17 protein-coding genes are annotated in these 23,367 nt (G+C 37.6%); 2 read left to right on the top strand and 15 right to left on the bottom strand.

From position 1 onward, the window contains the following. Positions 1-16: 16 nt before the first annotated feature. From pgeF to fabZ, 5 genes are all read right to left on the bottom strand, one after another. Positions 17-832 carry a peptidoglycan editing factor PgeF gene (pgeF, locus tag JJQ93_RS08965; RefSeq protein WP_274893532.1) on the bottom strand — a complete coding sequence of 272 codons (816 nt, stop codon included), beginning with the start codon at positions 830-832 and terminating at the stop codon, positions 17-19. A gap of 58 nt (positions 833-890) precedes the next feature. Beyond that, entirely contained in the window at positions 891-1,028 is a 138-nt protein-coding gene (locus JJQ93_RS08970) for a hypothetical protein (protein WP_168170199.1), read from the bottom strand. A 96-nt stretch (positions 1,029-1,124) separates the two neighbouring features. Then, positions 1,125-2,243 carry a DUF362 domain-containing protein gene (locus JJQ93_RS08975; protein ID WP_274893533.1) on the bottom strand — a complete coding sequence of 373 codons (1,119 nt, stop codon included), beginning with the start codon at positions 2,241-2,243 and terminating at the stop codon, positions 1,125-1,127. A gap of 14 nt (positions 2,244-2,257) precedes the next feature. Further along, positions 2,258-3,814, bottom strand: a complete 1,557-nt coding sequence (murJ, locus tag JJQ93_RS08980) for a murein biosynthesis integral membrane protein MurJ (protein WP_274893534.1) — start codon at positions 3,812-3,814, stop codon at positions 2,258-2,260. A gap of 16 nt (positions 3,815-3,830) precedes the next feature. After that, a complete protein-coding gene (gene fabZ, locus JJQ93_RS08985; RefSeq protein ID WP_274894083.1) occupies positions 3,831-4,259 on the bottom strand; it encodes a 3-hydroxyacyl-ACP dehydratase FabZ in 429 nt (142 codons plus the stop codon). Positions 4,260-4,756: 497 nt separating this feature from the next. Between fabZ and JJQ93_RS08990 the strand changes: the two genes are divergently transcribed. Both JJQ93_RS08990 and JJQ93_RS08995 read left to right on the top strand, forming a co-directional pair. Then, entirely contained in the window at positions 4,757-6,523 is a 1,767-nt protein-coding gene (locus JJQ93_RS08990; protein WP_274893535.1) for an ABC transporter ATP-binding protein, read from the top strand. Next, the gene (locus tag JJQ93_RS08995; RefSeq protein ID WP_274894084.1) at positions 6,523-8,301 is read left to right on the top strand and encodes an ABC transporter ATP-binding protein; all 1,779 of its coding nucleotides are present in this window, start codon (positions 6,523-6,525) and stop codon (positions 8,299-8,301) included. The genes JJQ93_RS08990 and JJQ93_RS08995 overlap by 1 nt, the downstream gene beginning before the upstream one ends. Before the next feature lie 56 nt (positions 8,302-8,357). On the opposite strand, the gene JJQ93_RS09000 is transcribed toward JJQ93_RS08995, so the two are convergent. The 10 genes from JJQ93_RS09000 to JJQ93_RS09045 form a co-directional block, all read right to left on the bottom strand. Continuing rightward, complete coding sequence (locus JJQ93_RS09000) at positions 8,358-8,699, bottom strand: rod-binding protein (RefSeq protein WP_274893536.1); 342 nt, start codon at positions 8,697-8,699, stop codon at positions 8,358-8,360. Between the two features lie 24 nt (positions 8,700-8,723). Next, positions 8,724-9,524 (bottom strand): flagellar basal-body rod protein FlgG, encoded by an 801-nt coding sequence (flgG, locus tag JJQ93_RS09005; RefSeq protein ID WP_274893537.1) that lies wholly within the window; start codon positions 9,522-9,524, stop codon positions 8,724-8,726. Positions 9,525-9,539: 15 nt separating this feature from the next. Continuing rightward, the gene (flgF, locus tag JJQ93_RS09010) at positions 9,540-10,286 is read right to left on the bottom strand and encodes a flagellar basal-body rod protein FlgF (protein ID WP_274893538.1); all 747 of its coding nucleotides are present in this window, start codon (positions 10,284-10,286) and stop codon (positions 9,540-9,542) included. A gap of 12 nt (positions 10,287-10,298) precedes the next feature. Then, positions 10,299-11,327 carry a rod shape-determining protein gene (locus tag JJQ93_RS09015; RefSeq protein ID WP_274893539.1) on the bottom strand — a complete coding sequence of 343 codons (1,029 nt, stop codon included), beginning with the start codon at positions 11,325-11,327 and terminating at the stop codon, positions 10,299-10,301. Between the two features lie 129 nt (positions 11,328-11,456). Next, entirely contained in the window at positions 11,457-11,708 is a 252-nt protein-coding gene (spoIIID, locus tag JJQ93_RS09020) for a sporulation transcriptional regulator SpoIIID (protein ID WP_045412217.1), read from the bottom strand. A gap of 135 nt (positions 11,709-11,843) precedes the next feature. Next, the gene (locus JJQ93_RS09025) at positions 11,844-12,659 is read right to left on the bottom strand and encodes a peptidoglycan DD-metalloendopeptidase family protein (RefSeq protein ID WP_274893540.1); all 816 of its coding nucleotides are present in this window, start codon (positions 12,657-12,659) and stop codon (positions 11,844-11,846) included. Between the two features lie 79 nt (positions 12,660-12,738). After that, positions 12,739-13,806, bottom strand: coding sequence for a stage II sporulation protein D (gene spoIID / locus JJQ93_RS09030; RefSeq protein ID WP_274894085.1), 1,068 nt, complete (start codon positions 13,804-13,806; stop codon positions 12,739-12,741). A gap of 58 nt (positions 13,807-13,864) precedes the next feature. Further along, on the bottom strand, positions 13,865-15,325 hold the full coding sequence (locus tag JJQ93_RS09035) for an S-layer homology domain-containing protein (protein WP_274893541.1): 1,461 nt from the start codon (positions 15,323-15,325) through the stop codon (positions 13,865-13,867). Positions 15,326-15,340: 15 nt separating this feature from the next. Beyond that, complete coding sequence (locus JJQ93_RS09040; protein ID WP_274893542.1) at positions 15,341-17,839, bottom strand: S-layer homology domain-containing protein; 2,499 nt, start codon at positions 17,837-17,839, stop codon at positions 15,341-15,343. A 16-nt stretch (positions 17,840-17,855) separates the two neighbouring features. Then, positions 17,856-23,102 (bottom strand): IPT/TIG domain-containing protein, encoded by a 5,247-nt coding sequence (locus JJQ93_RS09045; RefSeq protein WP_274893543.1) that lies wholly within the window; start codon positions 23,100-23,102, stop codon positions 17,856-17,858. Between the last annotated feature and the right edge of the window lie 265 nt (positions 23,103-23,367).

The raw sequence follows: 23,367 nt of genomic DNA on the forward strand, positions 1-23,367 counted from the left end.
TTTTTTGTATTTTTTCTCATATCAATTCCATAAATGCCGCCATGCTGCCTGTTATACCTTTGTCCCTCCTGTAAGAGTAAAACTCGTCGATATTGCAAGATGTGCAAAGGCCTGATATAGTTATGTTCTCATCTTTTATCCCACAGTTTATAAGCTCATAGTAGTTTGTCATCTCAAGGTTTAACATCCACTTTCCATCGCCTTTGTCCAACAATACATCATCTATGTTGATATTTAATCTTGATATTTCGTCTGCCACATCTTTCCCTACCTCATAACAGCAAAAGCCTATAGCTGGACCTACAGCAGCGAGTATGTCTTTTTTATCAGAGCCAAAAGCAGTTACCATCGTCTTGACAGTTTTAGGGCCAATTTCTTTCACCGTGCCTCTCCATCCAGCATGCGCTAATGCGATGACGTTCTTTACAGGATCTAAAAAATAAAGAGGTGTGCAATCAGCATAAAATGTCACAATTGGTATGCCTCTTTCATTGGTCATCAAAGCATCCGCGTTTTTTATATCGCTTTCCCCAAAGTTTTTACCTTTGTCAGATTCATTGACAATTCTAATGCCATCTGAATGGATTTGATTTGAAAACACCATATCGTTGTAATTGATATTTGCAACATGGCATATACGATTAAAATTTTCATACACGCTTTCTTTATCATCGTACCTTGTAAGGCTTAAGTTAAGAGAGCTGTAAGGTCCACCACTTACACCACCTATTCTTGTGGAAAAAAGATGTTTCACTTTTCCTGTATTTTCAAATGCGGGTATCGTGTAAAAGACGACGCCATCTATTTCATTTCTTTTAAATCCTATATTCACCTTAATCAAACCTTTCTATATTATTATTGTATAAAAAAAGGACATCACTGTCCTCAATTCAGCTTGCCTTTTTCTTTTTTTCTTCTTTTTTATTTATGTACTTGTCAGAAAACTTGATCATTGAAAGCATTATTAAAAAAAGCAATGCTACCGTCAGCACCCCTGCAACCGGTATTATAATAATGTACTTTTCCATCATTGACCTCTCCCTTTTTAACCTTATATATACATTATACTATAATCGTATACAAATTTGTTTACTTTTTTAAAAAAATAATGCAGAAAATCTGCATTATTTTAATTCTACCAGCTCATAATCTGTGGTACCCATTCCAAGCTCTTCACCGTACTTAAATTGTATGTCTCCTCTCGTCTCAGGATGAATAGCGGCAAATTTGTCATCACCTTCATTAAGCCCTCTGCCTACATCTCCTAATGCAGAATGTGGATTTCCTGCTTGCCTGTTTACAAGGTCAAAGCTGGCTTTATCTATTGCAACAGGGTCAAATGACGCCAATATTCCTATATCCTGTACAATAGGTGCATCGCTCCACGGTGTGCAGTCACACAATGGCGTCACATTCATTACAAAGTTCATAAAGGCTATTTTGCCTTTTTTATTCATATAGGCTCCATAGGCGTACTCCGTCATCCTCTCCACAAACTCATCCATGTCTGTTCCCCATTGTGGATTTATGGCGTCGTACTGGCACATTGTAATACATTCTCCACATCCGATGCATTTTTCAGGATCTATGTAAGCCTTGCCATCTACTAGTGATATAGCGTCTTCCGGGCAATTTTTGATGCAAGTTTGACAGGCGGTGCATTTTTTGCCTACTTTTGGGCTTACTGTAGAATGCTGCTGCTGCTTTCCTGCCCTTGGTGCACATCCCATCGCAAGGTTTTTTATAGCACCTCCAAATCCAGCAATCTCATGCGCTTTAAAATGCGAAAGCACGATCATGGAATTGGCATTGACTATGTTAGACGAAATTTTTACCGTCTTAAAGTGCTTCTTGTTTATCTCTACTTCATCTGCATCTTTGCTCAACAAGCCATCCGCTATTATAAGTGGTGCATTGACAACAGCGTAAGCAAAGCCATTTTCTATGGCTGTAATCAAATGGTCTACTGCATTGGAGCGGCTTCCCTTGTAAAGTGTATTAGAATCAGTCAAAAACGGTTTACCGCCGTTGGCCTTAACCTTGTCTACCACTTGCCTTACAAATATGGGATTTATGTATGCATTATTTCCTCTTTCTCCAAAATGGAGTTTTATCGCCACCAAATCATCCTTTTTAAAAATGCTTTTAAATCCTGCTACATCAAAAAGCCTTGATACTTTTGATGTGATACTTCCTGACGGCTTTAAAGACCTCATGTTGTAATAGTATACCTTTGATTTCATGTAAAACCACTCCTTTAATCACCAGCTAATTTTCCTTTTAACATTTTTGCCCCTTTTCTCACATAGCCTAACATGGAGTTGTCCGATAACATTATAATTGCAAGATAGACGACAAAACCTGCAAAAATGGCAGCTCCCAATGATACAGCTTCGTAAATTTTTGTATCCGGCAAATGTCTCATAACAAGATTGAATGTCAAATATGCAAATCCTCCCATTATAGCAGAGCCTATAACTGCTTTTAAAAAGGAGGCTAAAATTTCATATCCACCAATAGCACCTATCTTCTTTTTCAAGGAATACATAAGCATCAACGATGTTAAAGTTGCTGCAATGGACGTAGACAATGCAAGTCCTCCTAATCCAAGGTACCTTACGATGATGAGATTAAGTCCTATATTCACTAAAACAGCAATTGCACCATTTACCATCGGCGTCTTGGTATCTTTTAAAGAATAAAAGCCTCTGCTTAGAACATTTCTAAGCCCATTGGCTGTCATACCTAAACTTAAAAACATGAAGGCGATGGATGTAAGATAAGTTGATCTTTCGTTAAAGGCCCCTCTCTCAAACAAGATCCTTATAATAGGGTACCTAAATATTATAGCACCTACCGTTACTGGAATCATGATGTAGAGTATTGCTTTAACTGCTATTTTTATGCCTTTTTTAAACTCATCTACGTTGTTAGCCGCAAAGTGCTTTGAGAGCATCGGATATATTACAATTGCTATTGCCATCGAAAATATGTCAAAACCTATAAGCCTATTTGCATAGTTTAAGGCTGCAATGCTGCCTGATGGCAAGTATGACGCTATCATCCTGTCAACGTAGGTGTTTATGACTTGTATTGATGTTCCAATGAGAACAGGCATTGCCAATATGATTACTCTTTTTACCCCTTCATCTTTCAAATCCAGCACAAATCTGTACCTAAAGCCAAACTTGTAAAGGACCGGAAGCTGCATTATAACCTGAATGACAGAACCTGCCACAGTTGCCACAGCTACACCATATATGCCGTATTTAGCCCCGTATAAAAGTGCTACACCTATTATGATGATGTTGTACGGTATGCCTATCATTGCAGGTACAGAAAAATGGTCAAGTGATTGCAAAACACCTGTTATGATATTTGACACTAACACAAATACCATCACAGGCATCAAAATCATCGTAAGCTTCAATGTAGCGTGGTAGACATCACCTTTAAATCCCGGTGCCATTATTTTGACTAAAATCGGCGCCATCACTATGCCTACTGACGCAAAGATAACTGTCAATAAAATCAAAGCATTTAAAAGGTTGTTTATAAAGTCAAAAGCCTTGTCCTTTCCTTTCTTTGTAAGGTATTCGGAAAAAAGGGGTATGACTGTAGTACCGATAGATGCCGCAATTGCAGCAAACAAAACCATCGGTATGTTCTGAGCCATATTGTAAGCATCTACGTATTTTGTTGTACCAAATTTTGATCCTATGACTACCTCTCTCAAAAAGCCAGTTATTTTGCTTATCAATGTTATAGCCATCACAAGCCCTGCAGCTTTAGCAGTTTTTTTGACTGTTGACATTTAACGCACCTTCAATTTAATTTTTCTCCACCAGCATAAACGATATCTCAGCTTCGGCTGCTAAGTCACCATCCACCGTTGCAACGCCTTTCGCCTTTATGAGATTTAATTTTGACGAGATTATCTCAACTTCTATCTTTAACTGATCTCCAGGCACTACTACTCTTTTGAATTTGCACTTATTGATGCCTGTAAAAAGCCCTATCATGTTATTATTGTCTTTCCCGTGCATAACGGTTATTCCACCAAGCTGCGCCATAGCCTCTACAATCAAAACCCCCGGCATAATGGGGTTTCCCGGAAAATGCCCTTGAAAATAAGGTTCATTTGCAGATACGTTTTTTATGCCTACGGCTTTTTTACCATCTTCAATCTCCAACACTTTATCAATCATCAAAAACGGATACCTGTGGGGTATGACCTCCCTGATTTCTTTATTATCTATCATCTAATCCACTCCTAATTTTGCTTTTTACTATGATTATACCATATAGGATGAAAATATGAAAATTGCACAGTTAAAAAAATAACCGCCCTGTAAGCTTAGAGCGGTTATGGTTTAAACCTTAACTCATTTGGGCAACCGCATTTTGCAGACGGTTACCTCATTAACTATATTATATCATTTTTGAGAAAATAAACAAAAAAGAGAAATAGATTTTTAAAGTTAAATGATTCATCAGTTAAACATTGTGAAATAAACATTGCAAAACTTTATAAATATACAACTTCCCAGTCAATAGCGAAAACTTACTTAAATTAATTAAAATAAAAGAATATGAAAGTTTATTACCACTATTTAGCTGTCATAAACATTAATTTTAATATTTAAAGCTTGATAGATTTTAATACGGTGGTATAATTCAGTAAAGACAGAAAGGAAGTGGTAATTTGCTAAAACATTTTTTATAATTTTAACTATCAAACGAAGGGAGCATGGTTATGAATATCATCAAAAGGCTTTTCATGTATATGAAGCCACAAAGTAAGTTTTTTTATCTAAGTCTTTCATTGCTTATCACAAATATCATTTTAGGCATGATAAATCCATATTTACAAAGGCTTCTCGTTGACAAAGTGCTATTAAAAAAGGATACAACCTTGCTAATAAAACTTGTAAGCTTAATGATTTTTTTGTCGTTAATTACTTCATTATTCAATTATCTTTTTACATTGCTCGTAGAGTTTTCCTCTCAAAAAACCGTATCCTCTATAAGACAAGAATTATACAGACACTTAGAAGAGCTATCTTTTAGTTTTTACGACAAAGCACGAACAGGCGAACTTATGTCAAGACTTACAGGTGATCTTGAAGGCATTAGGGTTTTTATACCAGGGGGATTTTTGCAATTTATAAATAGCATTGTAACATTCTTAATAGCACTTATAATATTGTTTACCATAAATTATAAATTAACGCTTTTATCATTGTGTCTATCTCCATTTCTTATATATATTTCCGGTATATTTAATAAAAAGTTAAGAAGTGCTTTTAAGGATATAAGGCAAGAATATGCTGTTTTAAATACGACCATTCAGGAAAATATAACTGGCATTAAGGTAGTAAAAGCATTTGTACAAGAGCTATCAGAAATAAACAAATTTAAAAACATCAACAAAGAAAATATGGTAAAAAATATAAAAGTAGGATACATATCAGGTAAATATGCGCCTATAATGTGGTTCATAGGTGACATAAGTTTTGTAATTCTTATTTGGTTTGGTGGATTTTTGGTTCAACAACATGAAATGTCACTTGGAGAACTTGTACAATTCAACGGTTACCTTTGGGCAATGATTTGGCCTCTTAGAGCCCTTCCAAATATTTTAAATATGTTTGAGCAAGCAAACACATCAGGAGAAAGAATTTTTGACCTTTTAAGCCAAGAACCACAAATTAAAAATCCAGAAAATCCAATCACTGTAGATAAAATTTATGGCAATATTGTTTTTGAAAACGTATCTATGAAATACGATGAAGAATATGTACTTAAAAATATAAACTTAAATGTCAAAAGAGGCAAAAAAATTGCTATAATGGGTGCTACAGGTGCAGGAAAAACCTCCCTTATTAACTTAATTGGCCGCTATTATGATGCTACTGAAGGAAAAATAAAAATTGACGGTATAGATATAAAGCAAATAGATTTATATAAACTGCGAAGTAGCATTGGAATTGTCATGCAAGATACATTCTTGTTTTCAGACACCATAAAAAATAATATTGCTTTTGGAAGACCTGACGCTACTATGGATGAAATAATTGAAGCTGCAAAAGCTGCAAAAGCCCATGACTTTATATTAGAAATGCCAAATGGTTACAACACAATTGTCGGTGAACGGGGTGTAGGTTTGTCTGGAGGCCAAAAGCAAAGGATATCTTTGGCGCGGGCAATACTTAAAGAGCCTTCCATACTAATACTTGATGATGCTACATCAAGTGTAGATATGGAGACAGAATCGCTCATACAAGAAAATATAAAAAATATAGCCTATGGCAAAACAACATTCATTATAGCCCACAGAATCTCATCAGTAAAAGATGCAGATGAGATAATCGTACTCGATAATGGATATATAGTTGAAAGAGGAACACATAAAGAATTATTAAAAATGAAAGGCATATATTACCATAATTTTATCGAACAATATAGAACGATGATGAGTGAAAAAGCAATGGATAATTTATTGCAGGAGGTGAATGCTTGATGGCTGTCAATAGATATAATGACGATGAAGAATTGGAAAGACCTTTTAATTTACATCAATTCTTAAGGCTTGTAAAATTTGCTTTGCCATATAAAAAAGAAATACTGGAAGCTGCCTTTTTTGTCCTATTAGTTACAATTGGCGGATTGGCTGGACCGTATATATTAAAAGTTGCAATAGATAATTACATAAGCAAAAATGATTTTTTAGGTCTTACAAAAATTTCTCTCTTATATATTGCAATAACGCTATCTGTGATGTATTTAAACAGATTTAAAACTTATATTTTATCAAAAACTGGCCAGGAAATAATCTTCAATATGCGTCAAAAATTATTTGAGCATGTAGAAAGTTTATCATTTAAATTTTTTGATTCCAGACCTGCGGGGAAAATAATGATGCGATTAGTAAATGACATAAATGCTCCTGCAGATCTAATAACAAATGGATTTGTAAATATTTTAAGTGATGTTGTGTCGCTGATTGGAATAATTTTGATAATGTTAAGCATGAATATAAAACTTTCATTAATAACATTTTCCGTCCTTCCAATCTTGATGATAGTCATCAGCGTTTTAAAAAGGAAAATAAGAAAGAGATGGTTCGAAGTCAGACAAAAAACTTCAAATATGAATGCTTTTTTAAATGAATGTATTCAAGGTATGAAAGTTACACAGGCCTTTGTGCAAGAAAAATCAAACGAAGAAAATTTTAATATTTTAAATACCGACATAGTTAAAACTTGGATGAAAGCTATTAAATTAAATGGTTTATTTGGTCCATTTGTAAATACAACAGGCGCTATAAGCTCCTCTATACTTTTCCTATTCGGAACTAATATGTATCTTAAAGGGGAAGTCAGTATTGGCGTAATATTCGCATTTCTAAGCTATATAGGAAGATTTTGGGGACCAATTAACGATATAAGCAATATTTACAACCAATTATTAGTCACTATGGCTTCTATTGAAAGAGTATTTGAGCTTTTTGATCAAAAACCAGATATTATTGATAAAAATGATGCAATAGATCTACCTCCAATAAAAGGTAATGTGGAGTTCAACAATGTGACATTCTTTTATGAGCCTGAAAAGCCAGTTTTAAAAAATGTCAGTTTCAAAGTTAATCCAGGAGAAACAATTGCTTTAGTAGGACCTACAGGAGCTGGAAAGAGCACTATTGTAAATTTAATTAGCAGATTTTATGAAGCTGTAGATGGAACGGTTACCATAGATGGATACGATGTAAAGAAAGTTACATTAAATTCTTTAAGATCTCAAATGGGTATAGTTTTACAAGACACATTTATTTTTGCTGGCACAATATACGACAACATTAGATATGGAAAGCCTGACGCCACATATGAAGAAGTTATAGCAGCAGCTAAAGCAGTACATGCCGATGAATTTATAACTCAATTGAAAGATGGTTATTATACACAAGTTAATGAAAGGGGTTCAAAGTTGTCTGTAGGTCAAAGGCAGCTTATATCTTTCGCTCGTACATTGCTTAAAAATCCTGCAATAATAATACTGGATGAAGCTACGTCCAGTATAGATACACATACAGAAATACTAGTTCAAATGGCATTGGAAGAATTACTTAAAGGAAGAACTTCATTTGTAATAGCTCACAGGCTTTCAACAATAAGAAATGCTAATAGAATCTTTGTGGTAGAAAACGGGAATATTGTTGAAGAAGGAACACATGAAGAACTAATGGCAAAGCATGGTAAATATTATGAGCTTCAAGTTTCACAAATTAAATTTGCGGTATAGCGATGAAGTCCTATTAATATCAAGAAGATGCAGTTTTAATGCTGCACCTTCTTTTTTCATATCTTCTTTGACAATTGGTTGTACATTTCATCTGCCAATCCGATCCCTGAGTTTTGCGCTATTGACTTTGCATAGTTGTCGTACATCATTGTAGTAAACACATCTGTAGCAAAGTCATCGCCAGTCAGCGGATCCTTTGGTATCGTATTTCTCATCTCAGTAAGCATTTGGTTTACAAATACGGCTTCCAAGTCGATACATGCCTCTTTCAACTTTTGCTTATCCTTATTGTTTAAAGCATCTTGTATCGCCTTTTGAAAATCACCAGTATTAGTGTTGACATTAAGCTGGTTTACCTGATTTACTTCATTTATGCTGCTTACAGGATCTATGTTCATCTAAGATTTCCCCCAATTGAAAATTTATCTCCTTAAATTGTTAGCAATGCTAAGCATGTCGTCTGCCGCCTGAATGGCCTTTGAATTTAGTTCATAAGCCCTTTGAGCTGCTATCATGTTTACCATCTCATTTACCACTTGCACATTTGAAGTTTCCAAAAATCCTTGGCGGACGTTTCCCATTCTGCCCTGAAAATCATCTCTCGTGCCAGGATCTCCAGATGCGGCTGTTGCTTCATAAAGGTTGTCGCCTTTATCCAACAGCCCATCTGGATTTTGAAAATTATAGATTCCCAAAGTCGCTACATCCTGCTGAGTCCCATCAGGGTTTTTCACAGATATTACTCCTAAGGGAGATATTGATATATCCTTTTGGGTACTATCGAATGTTATCGGATTTCCTCCATCATCTAAAACAGGATAGCCATTAGCAGTTGTCAAAGTTGCTGTGTTTTGATCTACGCTTAACTTAAAGCTTCCATCCCTCGTGTAGTACGTATTTCCATCAGGGCCTAATACCGCGAAAAATCCTTCTCCATCCAACGCCACATCTAAAGGATTATCTGTCTCCTGCAAGCTTCCTTCGCTAAAGTCTTTGACAATGGCAGACGGCCTTACGCCAACACCTACCTGCATGTTTACAGGCTTTCCTTGCCCGCCATTTACGTCTTCTGTCTGAAGCGTCTGATATATGAGGTCCTGAAATTCCGCCCTATCCCTCTTAAATGCAGTCGTATTTACATTTGCAAGGTTGTTTGAAATCACATCAACATTAAGCTGCTGCGCATTCATGCCTGATGCAGCAGACCACAATGCTCTTATCACTTATACCACCTCTTTTTATACTTTTCCAACTTCATTTACGCTTTTATCAAGTGTTTCATCAAATGCAGACACTGACTTTTGGTTTGCCTCATAAGTCCTCATTGCGCTTATCATTGTCACCATCTCATCTACTGGATTTACGTTTGAACCCTCTAAGTAACCTTGCTTAACTTTTGAAGTCGCCGGTACAGCTTGTCCGCCAATTGTGAAAAACAGGTTATTGCCTTCTTTTCTGAGTGTATTGTAATTTGCAAAATCTACTATGTTTAACTTATCGACAGTTTGTCCATTTACGCTTATGTTTCCTGATTCATCGACAGATATATCTCCGTTATTAAGCTGTATAGGGCCATTCTGCCCTAAAACGTAGTAACCATCTTTCGTCACAAGATATCCATTGCTATTTAAAGTAAACGAGCCATCTCTCGTGTACCTTACGCCATTTGGCGTGCTTACAGTAAAAAATCCAGAACCATCTAATGCAAAATCCAGCTTCCCATCGGTCTTCTCAATGTCTCCTTCAGAGAAATTGGTGTTGAAGGTCTCAACTAAAACACCGTAATCCATAGTCCCAATATTGCCATTGTAGGGCATATTGTCACCGCCGCTTCTTGTAACCATATAATCAGGAAAAGCCATCGTCGTCACAGTGTCCTTTTTGTAGCCTGCGGTATTTACATTGGCGATGTTATTTGAAAGCACATCTACTATCTTCTGCTGCGCTATCATTCCCGATGATGCTGTGTACAAACCTCTTAACATATAAACACCTTCTCACTTGATTTTAAAAGCATCAATGACTGTTTCATGGTCTTCCATAAATGACAAAGACTCTAATGCCTTTCCCGTCCCTAAAGCCACACATGATATTGGATCATTCGCCAGTATAACTGGCACATCCATCTTTTCCTCCAGCAATTTGTCAAGTCCATGCAGCAGCGAACCACCACCAGTAAGCACTATGCCTCTATCGCATATATCTGCTGCTAATTCTGGCGGAGTTTTTTCTAACACGCTGTGGACCAAATCAACGATGTCGGCTAACGGCTCTTCCAATGCTTCCGCAACCTCGTCTGAGCTTATATCGAAGCTTTTCGGCAGCCCCGATATAAGGCTTCTTCCCTTCACAGTCATGTACTCTTTCTTGTCTTTTTTAAGAGCAGAACCTATGTTTATCTTTATTTCCTCAGCAGTCCTATCACCTATGATGATGTTGTACTTTTTCCTTATGTACTTTATTATAGCGCTGTCAAAATTGTTTCCTGCAACTTTAATGCTTTTAGACACCACTGCGTTACCTAAGGAAATGACAGCAACATCAGTGGTGCCTCCCCCAATATCTACTACCATATTGCCACACGGCTTCTCTATGTCAAGACCTGCCCCTATAGCCGCGGCTATAGGTTCCTCAATCAAAAAAGCTCTTCTGGCTCCTGCATGTACTGCAGCATCTATGACAGCCCTCTTTTGAACCTGCGTCACCTCACTGGGTATACAGATCATTATTCTGGGCCTCATTATAATTCCCCCGCCGCAGGCCTTTTGAATAAAGTATCGCATCATTTTTTCAGTTATGTCATAATCCGAAATCACTCCAGCACTCATTGGCCTGACAGCTATGATATCCCCCGGCGTCCTGCCTACCATTCTTTTTGCCTCATCACCTATTGCAAGTACTTTGCCTGTATTTCTATCGATGGCCACAACAGATGGCTCGTTTAAAACGATCCCCTCATCCTTCATATAGACAAGTACAGATGCCGTGCCGAGGTCAATTCCAATATCTTTTGATAAAGCAAACATCTAAACACACCTTTCTTCTGTTTTTCGACATTGTATTGGCATCCATATTCTTTATCGACACTTAAAAATAAATATTTAATAAATAAATTCGACAAATATTTCATAATTCCTCTTTTTAATATTAAATTTTTATTTAGCTGATTTGTACTTTATTTTAGTAGCATTACCGCCTCTTATATGTCTTTCAGCCTTATTTTTCTCCAACACTTCTTTGACTTCTTGGTAGAGCTTAGGGTTTATATTCTCAAGTCTTTCTGTTACATCTTTATGGACTGTGCTTTTGCTAACACCAAAAACTTTTGCAGCTTCTCTTACAGTCGATTTGTTCTTTATTATATATTTTCCTATCTCCAATGTCCTCTCTTCGATATAATCCTTCAATACAAAAACCCCCTTAAGTATAGACCTTTCAATATATTTATATGCGGGGATTGTATCAATAGAATAAAATGACAAGCTTCAACGCAAAAAAATAACAGGGTTTTTCCCTGTTATCATGATAATAAACGCACTGTTTTATTTGTTGAAGTATTGCATAGGGTCTATATAATTTCCATCTTTTAGTAGCTCGAAGTGGACGTGTGGATCTTCCGCAATTTCAAACTTAGCAGTGTTTCCGACCTTTCCTATAACGCTTCCTTGTTGTACTGCCTGTCCCACTTTCACACTGACGTTATCCTCAAGATTGCTATAGCGGGTTATATACGAACCATTTTTTATCTCTACAGTATTTCCAAGCCTACTATCGTTGTACACTTTTGTCACAACACCGCTCATTGCTGCCACCACATCAGTGCCTAAATCCGCTTTTAAATCCACCCCTTTGTGTGTTGTCCATTCATCGAGAGTCTTTGAATATGTAAGCTTCGTCACAGCAAACTCCATTATTACATCGCCATTGACTGGCTTTATCAGCGAGAAGATAGTGCTGCTTTCACTCTTTGAATTATTACTTGCTGTAGTGATGTTTGACATGGTGTTTACAGCATTATTTGGTTGAACTTTTTCTTCCACTGCTTTCTGTGTTGTACTTGATGCATTAGTTTTCACAGGCGATGGTGCACTGGTGGAATTTGTGTTTTCAACTTTCACCTTATTTTCTTCTTTTGCTGTGTTATTATTCTTGGTAGTAGGGTACTCCGAAACAGTATTCTTTGTGCTGGAGTCTGTCTTCACAGTATTTTGCGTTGTACTAAGTTCTGCCATCTTCTTTAAGTTATTGTCTGTAACGTAGACAGCAGTAACTGCTACGACAACTATGCACAAAAACAAAATTAAGTAGAATCCTTTTCTGTCAAAGAACCTTGCTAAATCGTCTCTATTTATCTTCACAAAAATTCACCTCCTTTTGGTATTTTAACCAATATAATTTAATTTATACCAAAGGAGGTTTCTCGGCATTTATATGAGCTTAAGCTTTCCCATTCTTTAATTTCAAAAGATCATCTATTTTCATTATTTCTACACCTGTGTAGTAGTGCTTCAATATGTCTTCAAAGTTTTTGCCGTCTTTCGCCATTGCATTTGCACCATATTGGCTCATGCCTACGCCATGTCCATATCCAATCACATTTATCACCACATTGCTTCCTTTCATGCTAAAGCTAAAATTGGTGGAATTTAACTGAAATAGATCTTGTATGTCTGTTCCTGTAAAGTCTACACCGCCTATGTTCAGCGATAAAACGTGTCCTGCTTCAGTCCTTTTTACATTTTTTATGTAACCTAATACGTTTTTTGTGCTTATATTAGCTTTAGGCGCTTTGCTCTTTATGCGGTTTACAAATTCTTCTGATGATACTGTCACAGTCGTCTTAAATTTCTGGGCCACTTCTTCCCCTGGAGATGGCACGCTTTTTAAGTAGGGAAGGTTCTCCTTCCACACGTTAATGGCGTCTTCCGTCTCACCACCGCTTATGGCATGGTATACAGGATCTATAAGTGCATCATTGTACACTATCACAAGACCTTTTGTGTCATTTACCGCTTTCACTATCTTGTCGTGGTACAAATTGTAGTTGTCACCCCATCGAGATTTCATTACATCATCTGATATCCATGCCTGACAGTGCTTTGAATCTGTACATATATCGCTGCCTGGATGAAGATCGCAACCTTTACCACCTAAAGCTAATTCCTTGGAAAGGGCATACGTCCTTGCAGCAACTGCTTGAGCCTTTAACGCCTCCAATTCAAAATCCGCCGGCATCTCTGCTGCCACAACACCTACAAGGTAATCCTCCAAATTCATCTTTACATCTTTGTTTTCATCCACAACAAACACATTAATCGTATTGTAATCAGCAGGTGCTTCTTCTACACTGGTCTTTAAATCTTTAAGCCCTCCACTATTTATAAGCCTGACAGTGCTTCCACGGGATACGACACTTCTTGCAGGCGCCAATCCTATGACGATTACAGTTGGCAGTAAAATAGTCGCAAAGACAATTAAAATAACCCCGTACGCAATATGCTTCATCATATCCTCCTTAAAAATAGGCTAATAAAGTATATGCTACGGGGTAAAAATTTATGAATCAGTAATTTATAACCTTCTGCACATAATCAACCGTCAGATCTTTCATCATAAAATCTATCATGCGGGATATCATGGCTGCCGCTTCTTCCCTTGTCAATGTGCCATTGGCATCAATGTTGCCGTAGTTATCGCCTTCTAATAATCCAATCTCATTTGCAACGTAAATGTCCCTTTTAGCCCATGATGGAATGCTGCTGTCATCTCTAAAGCCTGTATTGAAATTGCCTGATGGAGCAAGGTTAGAAAGACCTAATGCTCTTATGAAGATGACTGCCGCTTCCGCTCTGGTAAGTGGCTTATCAGGGCTAAACTGATTTGGCGCTGTTCCTGATATAAGCCCGGCTTGACTTGCTGCTTTTATGTATCCGTAATTGCTATCAGAGGTGGATACATCTACAAATGGAGATACTTCTGCAGTTTTAGCCTTTGAATACCCCGTCGTCTTTGGAGCAGTGTACGGCGTCAAATTTATGGCTTTTGCAACCGCAACTGTAAAATCAGTCCTCGTTATAGGAAGTTTTGGTCCAAAATACTTTGAGGTATTTGGGAAAACCTCCATGCTCATAAGCTTCAATATATCATCATATCCCCATGTGCCGTTTATATCTCGTACATCCGGCACCACAAGCCTTTTTTCTTGCGGCACTTCGTCTAAGCTTGCGCTACTTGATCCTGTATTTCTTCCTATTACATTACCACTTCCATCAAACTCTGGCAAATCGTATGTGTACGTCATGACGTCTTGTCCAGCCTGACTTAAAAGATAGCCGCCTCTAAAGCTTATGTAGTTAGGATCATTTGTCACGTACTGAAGGTCAGAGCTTACAGTAAATGATACATTCACATCGGCAGTGCCGCTCCACGATATATTCGTATTATTAGAGACGGTACTACCTTCTATCGTGTAATTAATCTGCTGTGTCTTTACACTGCCGTAAGCGTGGCTATACCCTACTGTTTTGTCAGTTATGTCTACAACAATTGTTCCACCGTTGTTGTTTAGGGTGTACACCTTTCTGCCTGCAAAATTGCCTGCAAAATAATTTACACCCGGATTTAGCGATTTAATGTCAGAGCCATTGAAATCATAAGATGACAGCCTGTAAACTTTGCCGCCTTCTGTTATGGTCTCTGAAAACCGGCTTAAAGTGGTGTTTGACTGCACTTGATTGTACTGATCCTTTGGCGTGTCCACAGTAGTAAATGTCAATGTCCTTGTAAGTTTACCGCCATCACTGGATGACAATTGATACCTATACGTTGACGTGGTGGTTCCAGATCTTGTAGACTGTGATACAGTAAGTTTTCCATCAAATACGACAGGGCTACCTGTTATAAAAACTACTTCTTTGTACTCATATTCATTGGCAATACCGCCTTCATATCCGGCATCATTGGCAAAGGCGTATACTGGAATAGCCATAAACAATAGTATCAATATAATCATAATCTTCTTCATGCTGCATCTCCCCATTTACTGCTGTACAGTGACTATTATCCCTGAAGCGCCATCTCTCACTATGTAAAGACTGTCGCCACTCTTTAAGTCATTGACAGATATTACTTTGTTGTTCTTAACTATGACTGCCTTAGTGACATCTATAGAGTCTAAAGACGTATTAAGCTCCCAATTGTTGTTGAGTCCATTCCAATCCATCACATTGTCCAAAGTCAAGACATTGCCATTAATGCTGCTTAATACCGCTTTAGTCACCCTGTCTGTACTAACTAAAGGCCTTAAGTTTATAGCTATTGCATTATTATTGCTGGAAACGACGTATGCAGAATAATACTTAGAACCGCTGTACTTCTGATTTAAAAATTGACTGTACGGTACATTTGAAGGGCTGTTACCAGTATTGTCTACAATATATGTTTCATCACCGACATAAAAAGTTTCGTCCCCATTGGCAACCCATTCGTTGTTGCTTAAAGATTCATCGCCGTAATCATTGCCACTGTAATAGTAGTAGTTGCCAAGCGTTATGGAGTCTGATGTGACAGTTATAATATTTCCTTTAGCGTAGTAATATCCTGATGGAGCATTTGTATCCAATATTGATATGAAGTTTGCCCCGCCACCTCTTGCAAACGAAATATAAGCTTGGCTTACCTTAGACAACTGGTCTTTTGGCACCAAAAGCCCATCATCCAGTATGATAGTGCCGTCATTGACGCTTACCTGACGATTGTCACTTAGTGTCACTGTCAAAGTGTTTCCATCGTACGATATGTTGCCAACGTAGCTCATATTAAATCCATTTTGTATAGATACGAGTGTTGCAGTATCTGTGCCATAATGGTCTTCCACCATTATGTATGCATCATATCCTTTGTACTTGCTAATATCGCTTACAGGTATCTTTAGACCATTAAGGTAGACTGACGCACCATCAATGCTGTACATAGAATAGTCAGATGATGTATTCCACTGGCCTTGCCTATATATTTGGACATCTTTAAGCTGTATTTTGGGGTTAAATCCAGAAACCCCTGATATGGTCCCTCTTATGACTGCAACAGCTTTATTGTAGTCCCCTTCTAAAAACACCTCATCAGGTGTATTGGAACTTATGCTGCTGAAATAAAGCTTTATATACTCTCCGACTTTCAAATCTCCTACGCTTAGGGACCCACTTCCACCTTCAACAGGCATATCAACATTTGCCGTATACGTATTTCCATTGTCCAATGTTATTGAAACTTGGCTGTTATTCGTCTCTATGTCGGTTATTTTTCCGCTGTCTTGCCTATCACCAAGATTGACCTGGCCATTTCCGCTTAAATCGGTGTACGCAACATCTATTCTTGTGGCTGTGCTGCCAGAAACAGTCACTTTAGCTGTCTCTCCGTACTTTAAGTCGCTTATAGATGCATCCACCGAATTCATGGTAAGTTGTGTATTGTTGTTGTAGTATATTATATAGCTATTTCCACTGTCGTCTATGAGCCTAAAGCTTCCTTGCCAAACAGCATCGATGGTACCGCTTAAAACCGATGAAGACGTGCTTTCTGTCTCTGCAAATACCACATTGCTGCCATTTGTGTAATATGTGATTCTGTCGCCACTTGTGATTATTGAAGATAATCCTGCAACACCGTTTTTCAAAACTGCGAAGTCGTAATTTGCACTTTGAGAGTTTTCAGAAACCAATGCAATATCTTGTCCGCTGTCATTTTTAATTTCGTAAGTGTACCTCATGCCTCCATTTACACTGTCTTTTTGTACGCTTTCAACGTACCCCATATCCTTTGTGTACCCCATCATTGCATATGAGACATTGAAAGCCCTGCTTAGCACAGCAGCCATCTGTTCCCTCGTGATGTAGTCGTTGGGACCAAAATAGCCATTTGAATAGCCCGACATTATTTTCGACTCAATTGTCGCTTCTATGTACGGCAATTTGTCTGCATCGAATAGGCTACTATCTTTGTATGAGTAAACGTACTGTGCGTCTCTTCCATAGACAGGCGTCAGATTTATGCCTTTAGCGATCCAATTGGCTATCTCCTGCCTTGTGGCATTTTTCGTGAAATCCAAAGACTGCTCCTGCTTTGACAGAAGCCCTGTATTTTTAGCAACGGTTATCACACCTTGTGCCCAGCTATCTACCATACCGCTGGAAGTAGTACCAGCAGCACCCGGTACTCCGCCAGATGCACTGTTTTGAGCCACTTGCACGTCTTTCTCTTTCCCCATAAGCCTTAATATCATGGCAAGTGCTTCTTCTCTTTTTAAATAATTTGTTGGGTAATAAAGTCCATTTCCATTGCCTCGTATTACAGACAATGCTGTCATTCTCATTATATCGCCTTTTGCAAAGCTACTATCTATATCATTGTAGGACATGTTTTTAAAAGTAGCTGTTGCATTGTTTACTCCATTGTACATTGTAGATCCTGATACAAAACTAAAATTTAAAATAACAATAAGTAAAAATGCAACAATAAAACTTATGCTTGACTTTCTCATTTTACATACCTCTCTATTAAGTAAAATTCACAACAGCATATCTACCTGTATGTATAGCATTAACAATTGCATACTGCCATGCAGAATAAACATTCGGATAATATTCAGTAGTATCATCAAAATTTTTGACAGACAATGTACCGCTTTTTACCACTCTATTGCCGTAGTAATTTATTTTAATATTTACAGGTTGTTTAAAACTACTCATATGTGTAACGCTGCTTCCATCTATCTCATCGTAGCTTATCTGATAAACGTCAGATACAATGCTGCCTGACTTCCCAAGGTTTTTGTTTAAATCATCTATTGTCTTGCCATCAAGTAATTTTACGGTAATCCTGTCAATGTTAGAAGTAAGGTTTAAAGCTTGTGGTGTAAAATCCATGCTAAAGTTAGGCGCCTTAAGACTTATTTTGCAGTTTTTATTGCCAAAACTTTCTGGCACATTTATGACCCACGTATTTGTATTTTTGTATTTGTAGTCTGTTAAATCTATTAGATATGCGCTTTTACTTGCCGCATCATCTCCAAGTGTTATATAAACTACGTTACCTGATATATTCATAGTTGTATTGCCTACTTTATCTGGCACACCAATATCGTACTCAGAGTTGTCAGAGGAATCGGTATATGCACTGTCGCTGGCTGTAAATTGGCTGTTCCCTTTGTCATTGATAGCTCTCATTTTAAAATCATAAAGTGTGTTTGGACTTAGCCCATCAACATAGTACTCAAGTTTATCTGTAGACGCAATAAACGAATAATTATCGTCACTATGCTTTTTGCCATATATTTCATAAAGCTTTGCGCCATTTACAGCATTCCAATGTAAATATATTGTATGATCGTTTCCTCTAATTTCTTCAGCATAAAATCCGGATGGATTGTCCGGAACTGTTTGAATATACGTAAATCCACCAAACAAGACTGCTTGTGAGCCATCAGGATTCATGATTATAACATCGACTTTTCCAGCTTCATGTGCAGGTGTAGTAACAGTTATTTCTTTATAACTTTTAACAATTACACTTTCTGCTTCTTTACCACCAAATTTCACTGTAAGCCCACTTTTAAAATTGTCACCTGTTATTGTCACAGTATCACCGCCAACTGTAGAGCCTGTATTAGGCGTTATAGATGTTATTACAGGGCTGGCTCCTGTTTTAATATATGTATAAGCCTTTTCTAAAGTAGCACTCGCACCATCATCATTATATACCGTCACGTCTATAGGCTTATTTAATAACTTTTCATCTCCCGGTGGCGTCTTTACAACAATTGTGTCATCTGTATTCGATATAACCGTAGCTTTTTTCCCTTCAAAGTAGACTTCTACATTGCTTCTAAAATCACTGCCAGAAATCGTAACTATCGTTCCTCCATCTATGCTGCCCTCTTTCGGTTCAACTTTCGTAATCACGGGATGTGATCCTGGTGAAACATATTCAATATCTTTAGTTGCAGTACCTCCATCAGGGTTAACGATCTTCAAAGTTTTCTTTCCTATGTCGCTGCTTGGCGCTACAAACTTTATTTCGCTGCTGTCTACTACAGTAATGTTTGTAACTTCTACATCGTCTATATAGACTTTAGCGCCCGGCCTTACCATCGTATTCCCCTCATATATAGGCACAGCAAAATTTGAACCTAATACGATGACATGTGTAGTACCATTCACATTTACCTTTGGTGGCACAATGCTATTTATAACAGGTTTAGACTGAATGTATGTAAACCCATTATCAATGTATCCTATGCCTGTATCATAATTTACCACAGAAACTCTTACAGGACCTGGAAGATTTGGAGGTGTAACGACCTTCAATGTACCATAATCAACATATATTACTTTAGTTGCTTTCACATTTCCAAAATATACATCAGGTCCTATCGGATTTCCGTCGCTGTCTTTTAAGATATTTCCATTTTGGTCCTTTGCAATCCTGAAATCCTGTCCTATTATTGTAACAGTATCACCACCATAAGTAGAACCTGTATTTGGGTCTATCTTCGTTATGACAGGTATGCTATTTGGAACGACGTACGTAAATCCATTTTCACCGTCGTGAAGGCCATACGTGTAGTTACCTCCGTCGTAATTTATGACAGTAACATATGTCTTGCCCGGATTTCCTGGAGGCGTCATGGCCTGTATCGTCTTTCCATCAGAGCTTACCGTTATATTTGTGGCAAGCTTTCCTCCAATGTACACTTCTGCCCCTCTTCTAAAGTCGCTTCCAGTTATAGTTATTGCCGTACCACCATTTACAGTCCCTTGATCAGGTGTAATTGACGTTATGACAGGGTTTGATTCAGGCACAAGGTAATGAAATTTCTGCGGCGATACTGCAGTTGCAGTATCTGGGTTTACAACTGTAATATCATAAAGCCCTGCATACTGTAGATCAGGTACAACTGCTGTTATAGTATTCTCATCAACAACGTACACATCATCCATGACTGTATTGCCTATATACACTGTTGCACCATTGCTGTCTCCAATTTTCCTTGAAAAATCACTTCCAAAGATGTATACAAGTGTCCCTTTTCCGCCGTAATTAGGCGAAATACTGGTAATTTTGGGCTTCGTCTCAATAAGCAGGTATTCAAAACCGTCAGTCAATGATGCCGTTCCGCCATCAGATGGATTTATTACTTGCACGATCTTTTTACCTAATGTCCCGGCAGGTGTTACTGCATTAATTACAGTATTCCCTGATGTAACGCTTGTCACTTTGGCCTGTACTCCATCAATTGTTACAATACTTCCACTTTCAAAGTTACTACCTGTTATAGTTATCTGGGTGCCACCTTTTGTAGGGCCTTTGTTTGGATTGACAGACGTTATTGTAGGTGTCTTCTGTGTGTCTTTTATTTCAAATCCATTTTTAAGTGTAACAGTACCGCCTTCTGTGCCATTCTGCCCATCGTAGTTTGTTATTGTAATATCCTGCCAGCCAACAGGGTAAGGATTTGAGGTTACAGGAACCATTGCCTTTATCTGTGTTCCAATATTTAACTTTTTACCGTCTATAATATTTCCGCTATTATCCTGTACACTTATAACTTCAAGATTTATATTCCCTATTGTAACTGTCGGGTATGAAGGCACATATACTCCATTTTGTACCGTCTGACCTACGTAAAAATCCGTTCCTGTAATTGTTATTAGATTTCCACCGTATTTTGAACCAAAATTCGTAAATACACTTGTAATAGTAGGTGCTGTATAGTAGTAATACCCATTTGTCATAGTTGTAAATCCGCGATTCTGATCTGCATCCTTATTGACAACTTTCACATCAACATAACCTAACACGCTGCTCTTTGGAGTTATTACTGTTACTATCGACCTATTACTAGAATCAATTGTCAAATCCTTTACTGTGGCTAAAACACCGCCAAAGTAGATGCTGGCACCAGGCCTAATATCAAATCCCTGTATCGTTACGGTATCCCCGCCTGCCCTGCTTCCGCTGTTAGGAGATATGCTTAAGATTTGGGGATTGGATGGAAGCGGATTATACGTAAATTTTTTAGGAGGTGAGCTTTGCTCAGAGTACTGCATGACAACATTCCCATTTGAATCCATTATAGTCGTTTCAACAGTTACAACAACATCAACAGGCATAGACTGCCCCGGAGGATTTAGAGTAATGCTGGGAGATAATACCTTTAAAATCTCCTGCCCTCCAGACGGCACAGAAACACTTTCTATTTTAGCTTTGTTGCCACCAAAAGTTACGTATAATTTTCTTTCTCTTTTACCGGTTGCATTTTGCCCAGTTACAGGATCAGTATATGTATAATTGCTGTTGACATAAGTTATTTCAGTGCTGTCGGGATTGGCAGTATAAGTAGAAGGATCGTCGCTTTTTTGAAAATTGTATCCCCAAATTGTCACATCTGTATTGCCATTTTCATAACCGCTGTAAGGATTCATATCTATAGCAACTAAGCTGTCTTCAACAGCTAAATAGAAATAGCCGTTTTCTTTTGTTACAGTATACCCTGTAATTGGATCAACTATATCTACATTTACAGGCCCTGATTTTGAATAAGGTGGTGTTGTAACTTGTATTGCATCCATATTGTCTGTAAGTCCCGGCAAACTAACCATTTGAACATTTTGCCCCTGAATGCCGCCAAACTTGACTATAAGGTCCTCTCTGAGGTTTTCACCTACTATGATAACTTTTGTACCGCCGGATACTGTGCCTGCATTAGGTGTTATGCTGTCAATAGTTATAATAGAGGGTGTCGGTATGATTTTTAGCGCATTCACCAGCGTGACAGTTGAACCGTCGCTTGCAACTATATCTATATTTTGATATGAAAGTGTAGTATCTTTTGGTGCAGGTACTTTTACCGTCATCTCTGTATCGCTTACCACTGTAACATCGCTACTGTTTACAAGGTTTTCTCCCACGTAAACTCTCATACTGCTTCCAAGTGTCGAAAATCCGTGACCGTATATTGTTATCTTATCGCCTACTATAACCTGATACTTGGACAAGCTAGTTATATCTTGATTGACTGCAGATAGCTTAGTACGGAAGCTTGTATCTGACTGACCGCCGTATATGTTTGTCACGTATATATTGTAAGTAGTATTTGTATCTATCCTTAAACTGGAAGGTATATCTGAGATTAGCACAGAACCGCTCTGCGATACCACATTTGATGTTTCTCCATTTATATTGCCTAAAGCTATATCGCTTAAGTTACTTCCTTCCATCCTTATGTACGATTGAGGCTGTGTTATTCCAGTTACATTTCCACTGCTGTCTCTTATTACAGTCTTATAATTATCTAAAGCTGCACTTTTTATATCAGGATTATCGACATATGTAAATCCATTTGGAATTGCAGCACTTTGTCCATCACTTCTATGTACTATAATCATATATGGTTTATTGGTCGTAAGGCCAGTTACGCTCGTAACTTTTGCATATATTTTGCTTTCGTTTACGCTTACTATTGTAAGCTTTGTGCTGTCAGATATCGAATCAATGTAGACTGCATCAACCTGTGATATCATATTTCCTGTGTTGTCGAATGTCATAAAAGCACTTCCGTCAATCTCTATGTCTGTAGTGGAGTTGTAAGGCCCTTTTGCAGGCGATGCCATCGTCCCGTCATACCGCAATGACTTAACAGCAGTAATATTGGGAGGACTTGACGCATAAGCCTTCGACATATTTCCTGGGAAAAGTGACACCAATATAACAAATATTAGCAATAATGACAAATATCTTCTCACTCTCTACACCCTCTTAAATCTATAAATATACTTTATATATAATAAGCATTAGCTTTTATGAATCAAAGTAAAAATTTCTATTTTACAGCCAAAAATAATCTACTTCATTTTTTATATCGGCATTTTGCTTATCAATTTTAAGCAAATAAGAAAAAAAACGCTGCAATAAATGCAGCACACCATATTGGGTTGGGGGTGCAGAATATAAATTAAATTATGGGGAAAAGGGGAATCATTCTTACGAATTTTATTATATTACATTAAA

The sequence above is a fragment of the Thermoanaerobacterium sp. R66 genome, from assembly GCF_028895185.1.
In the GTDB taxonomy this organism is placed as follows: domain Bacteria; phylum Bacillota; class Thermoanaerobacteria; order Thermoanaerobacterales; family Thermoanaerobacteraceae; genus Thermoanaerobacterium.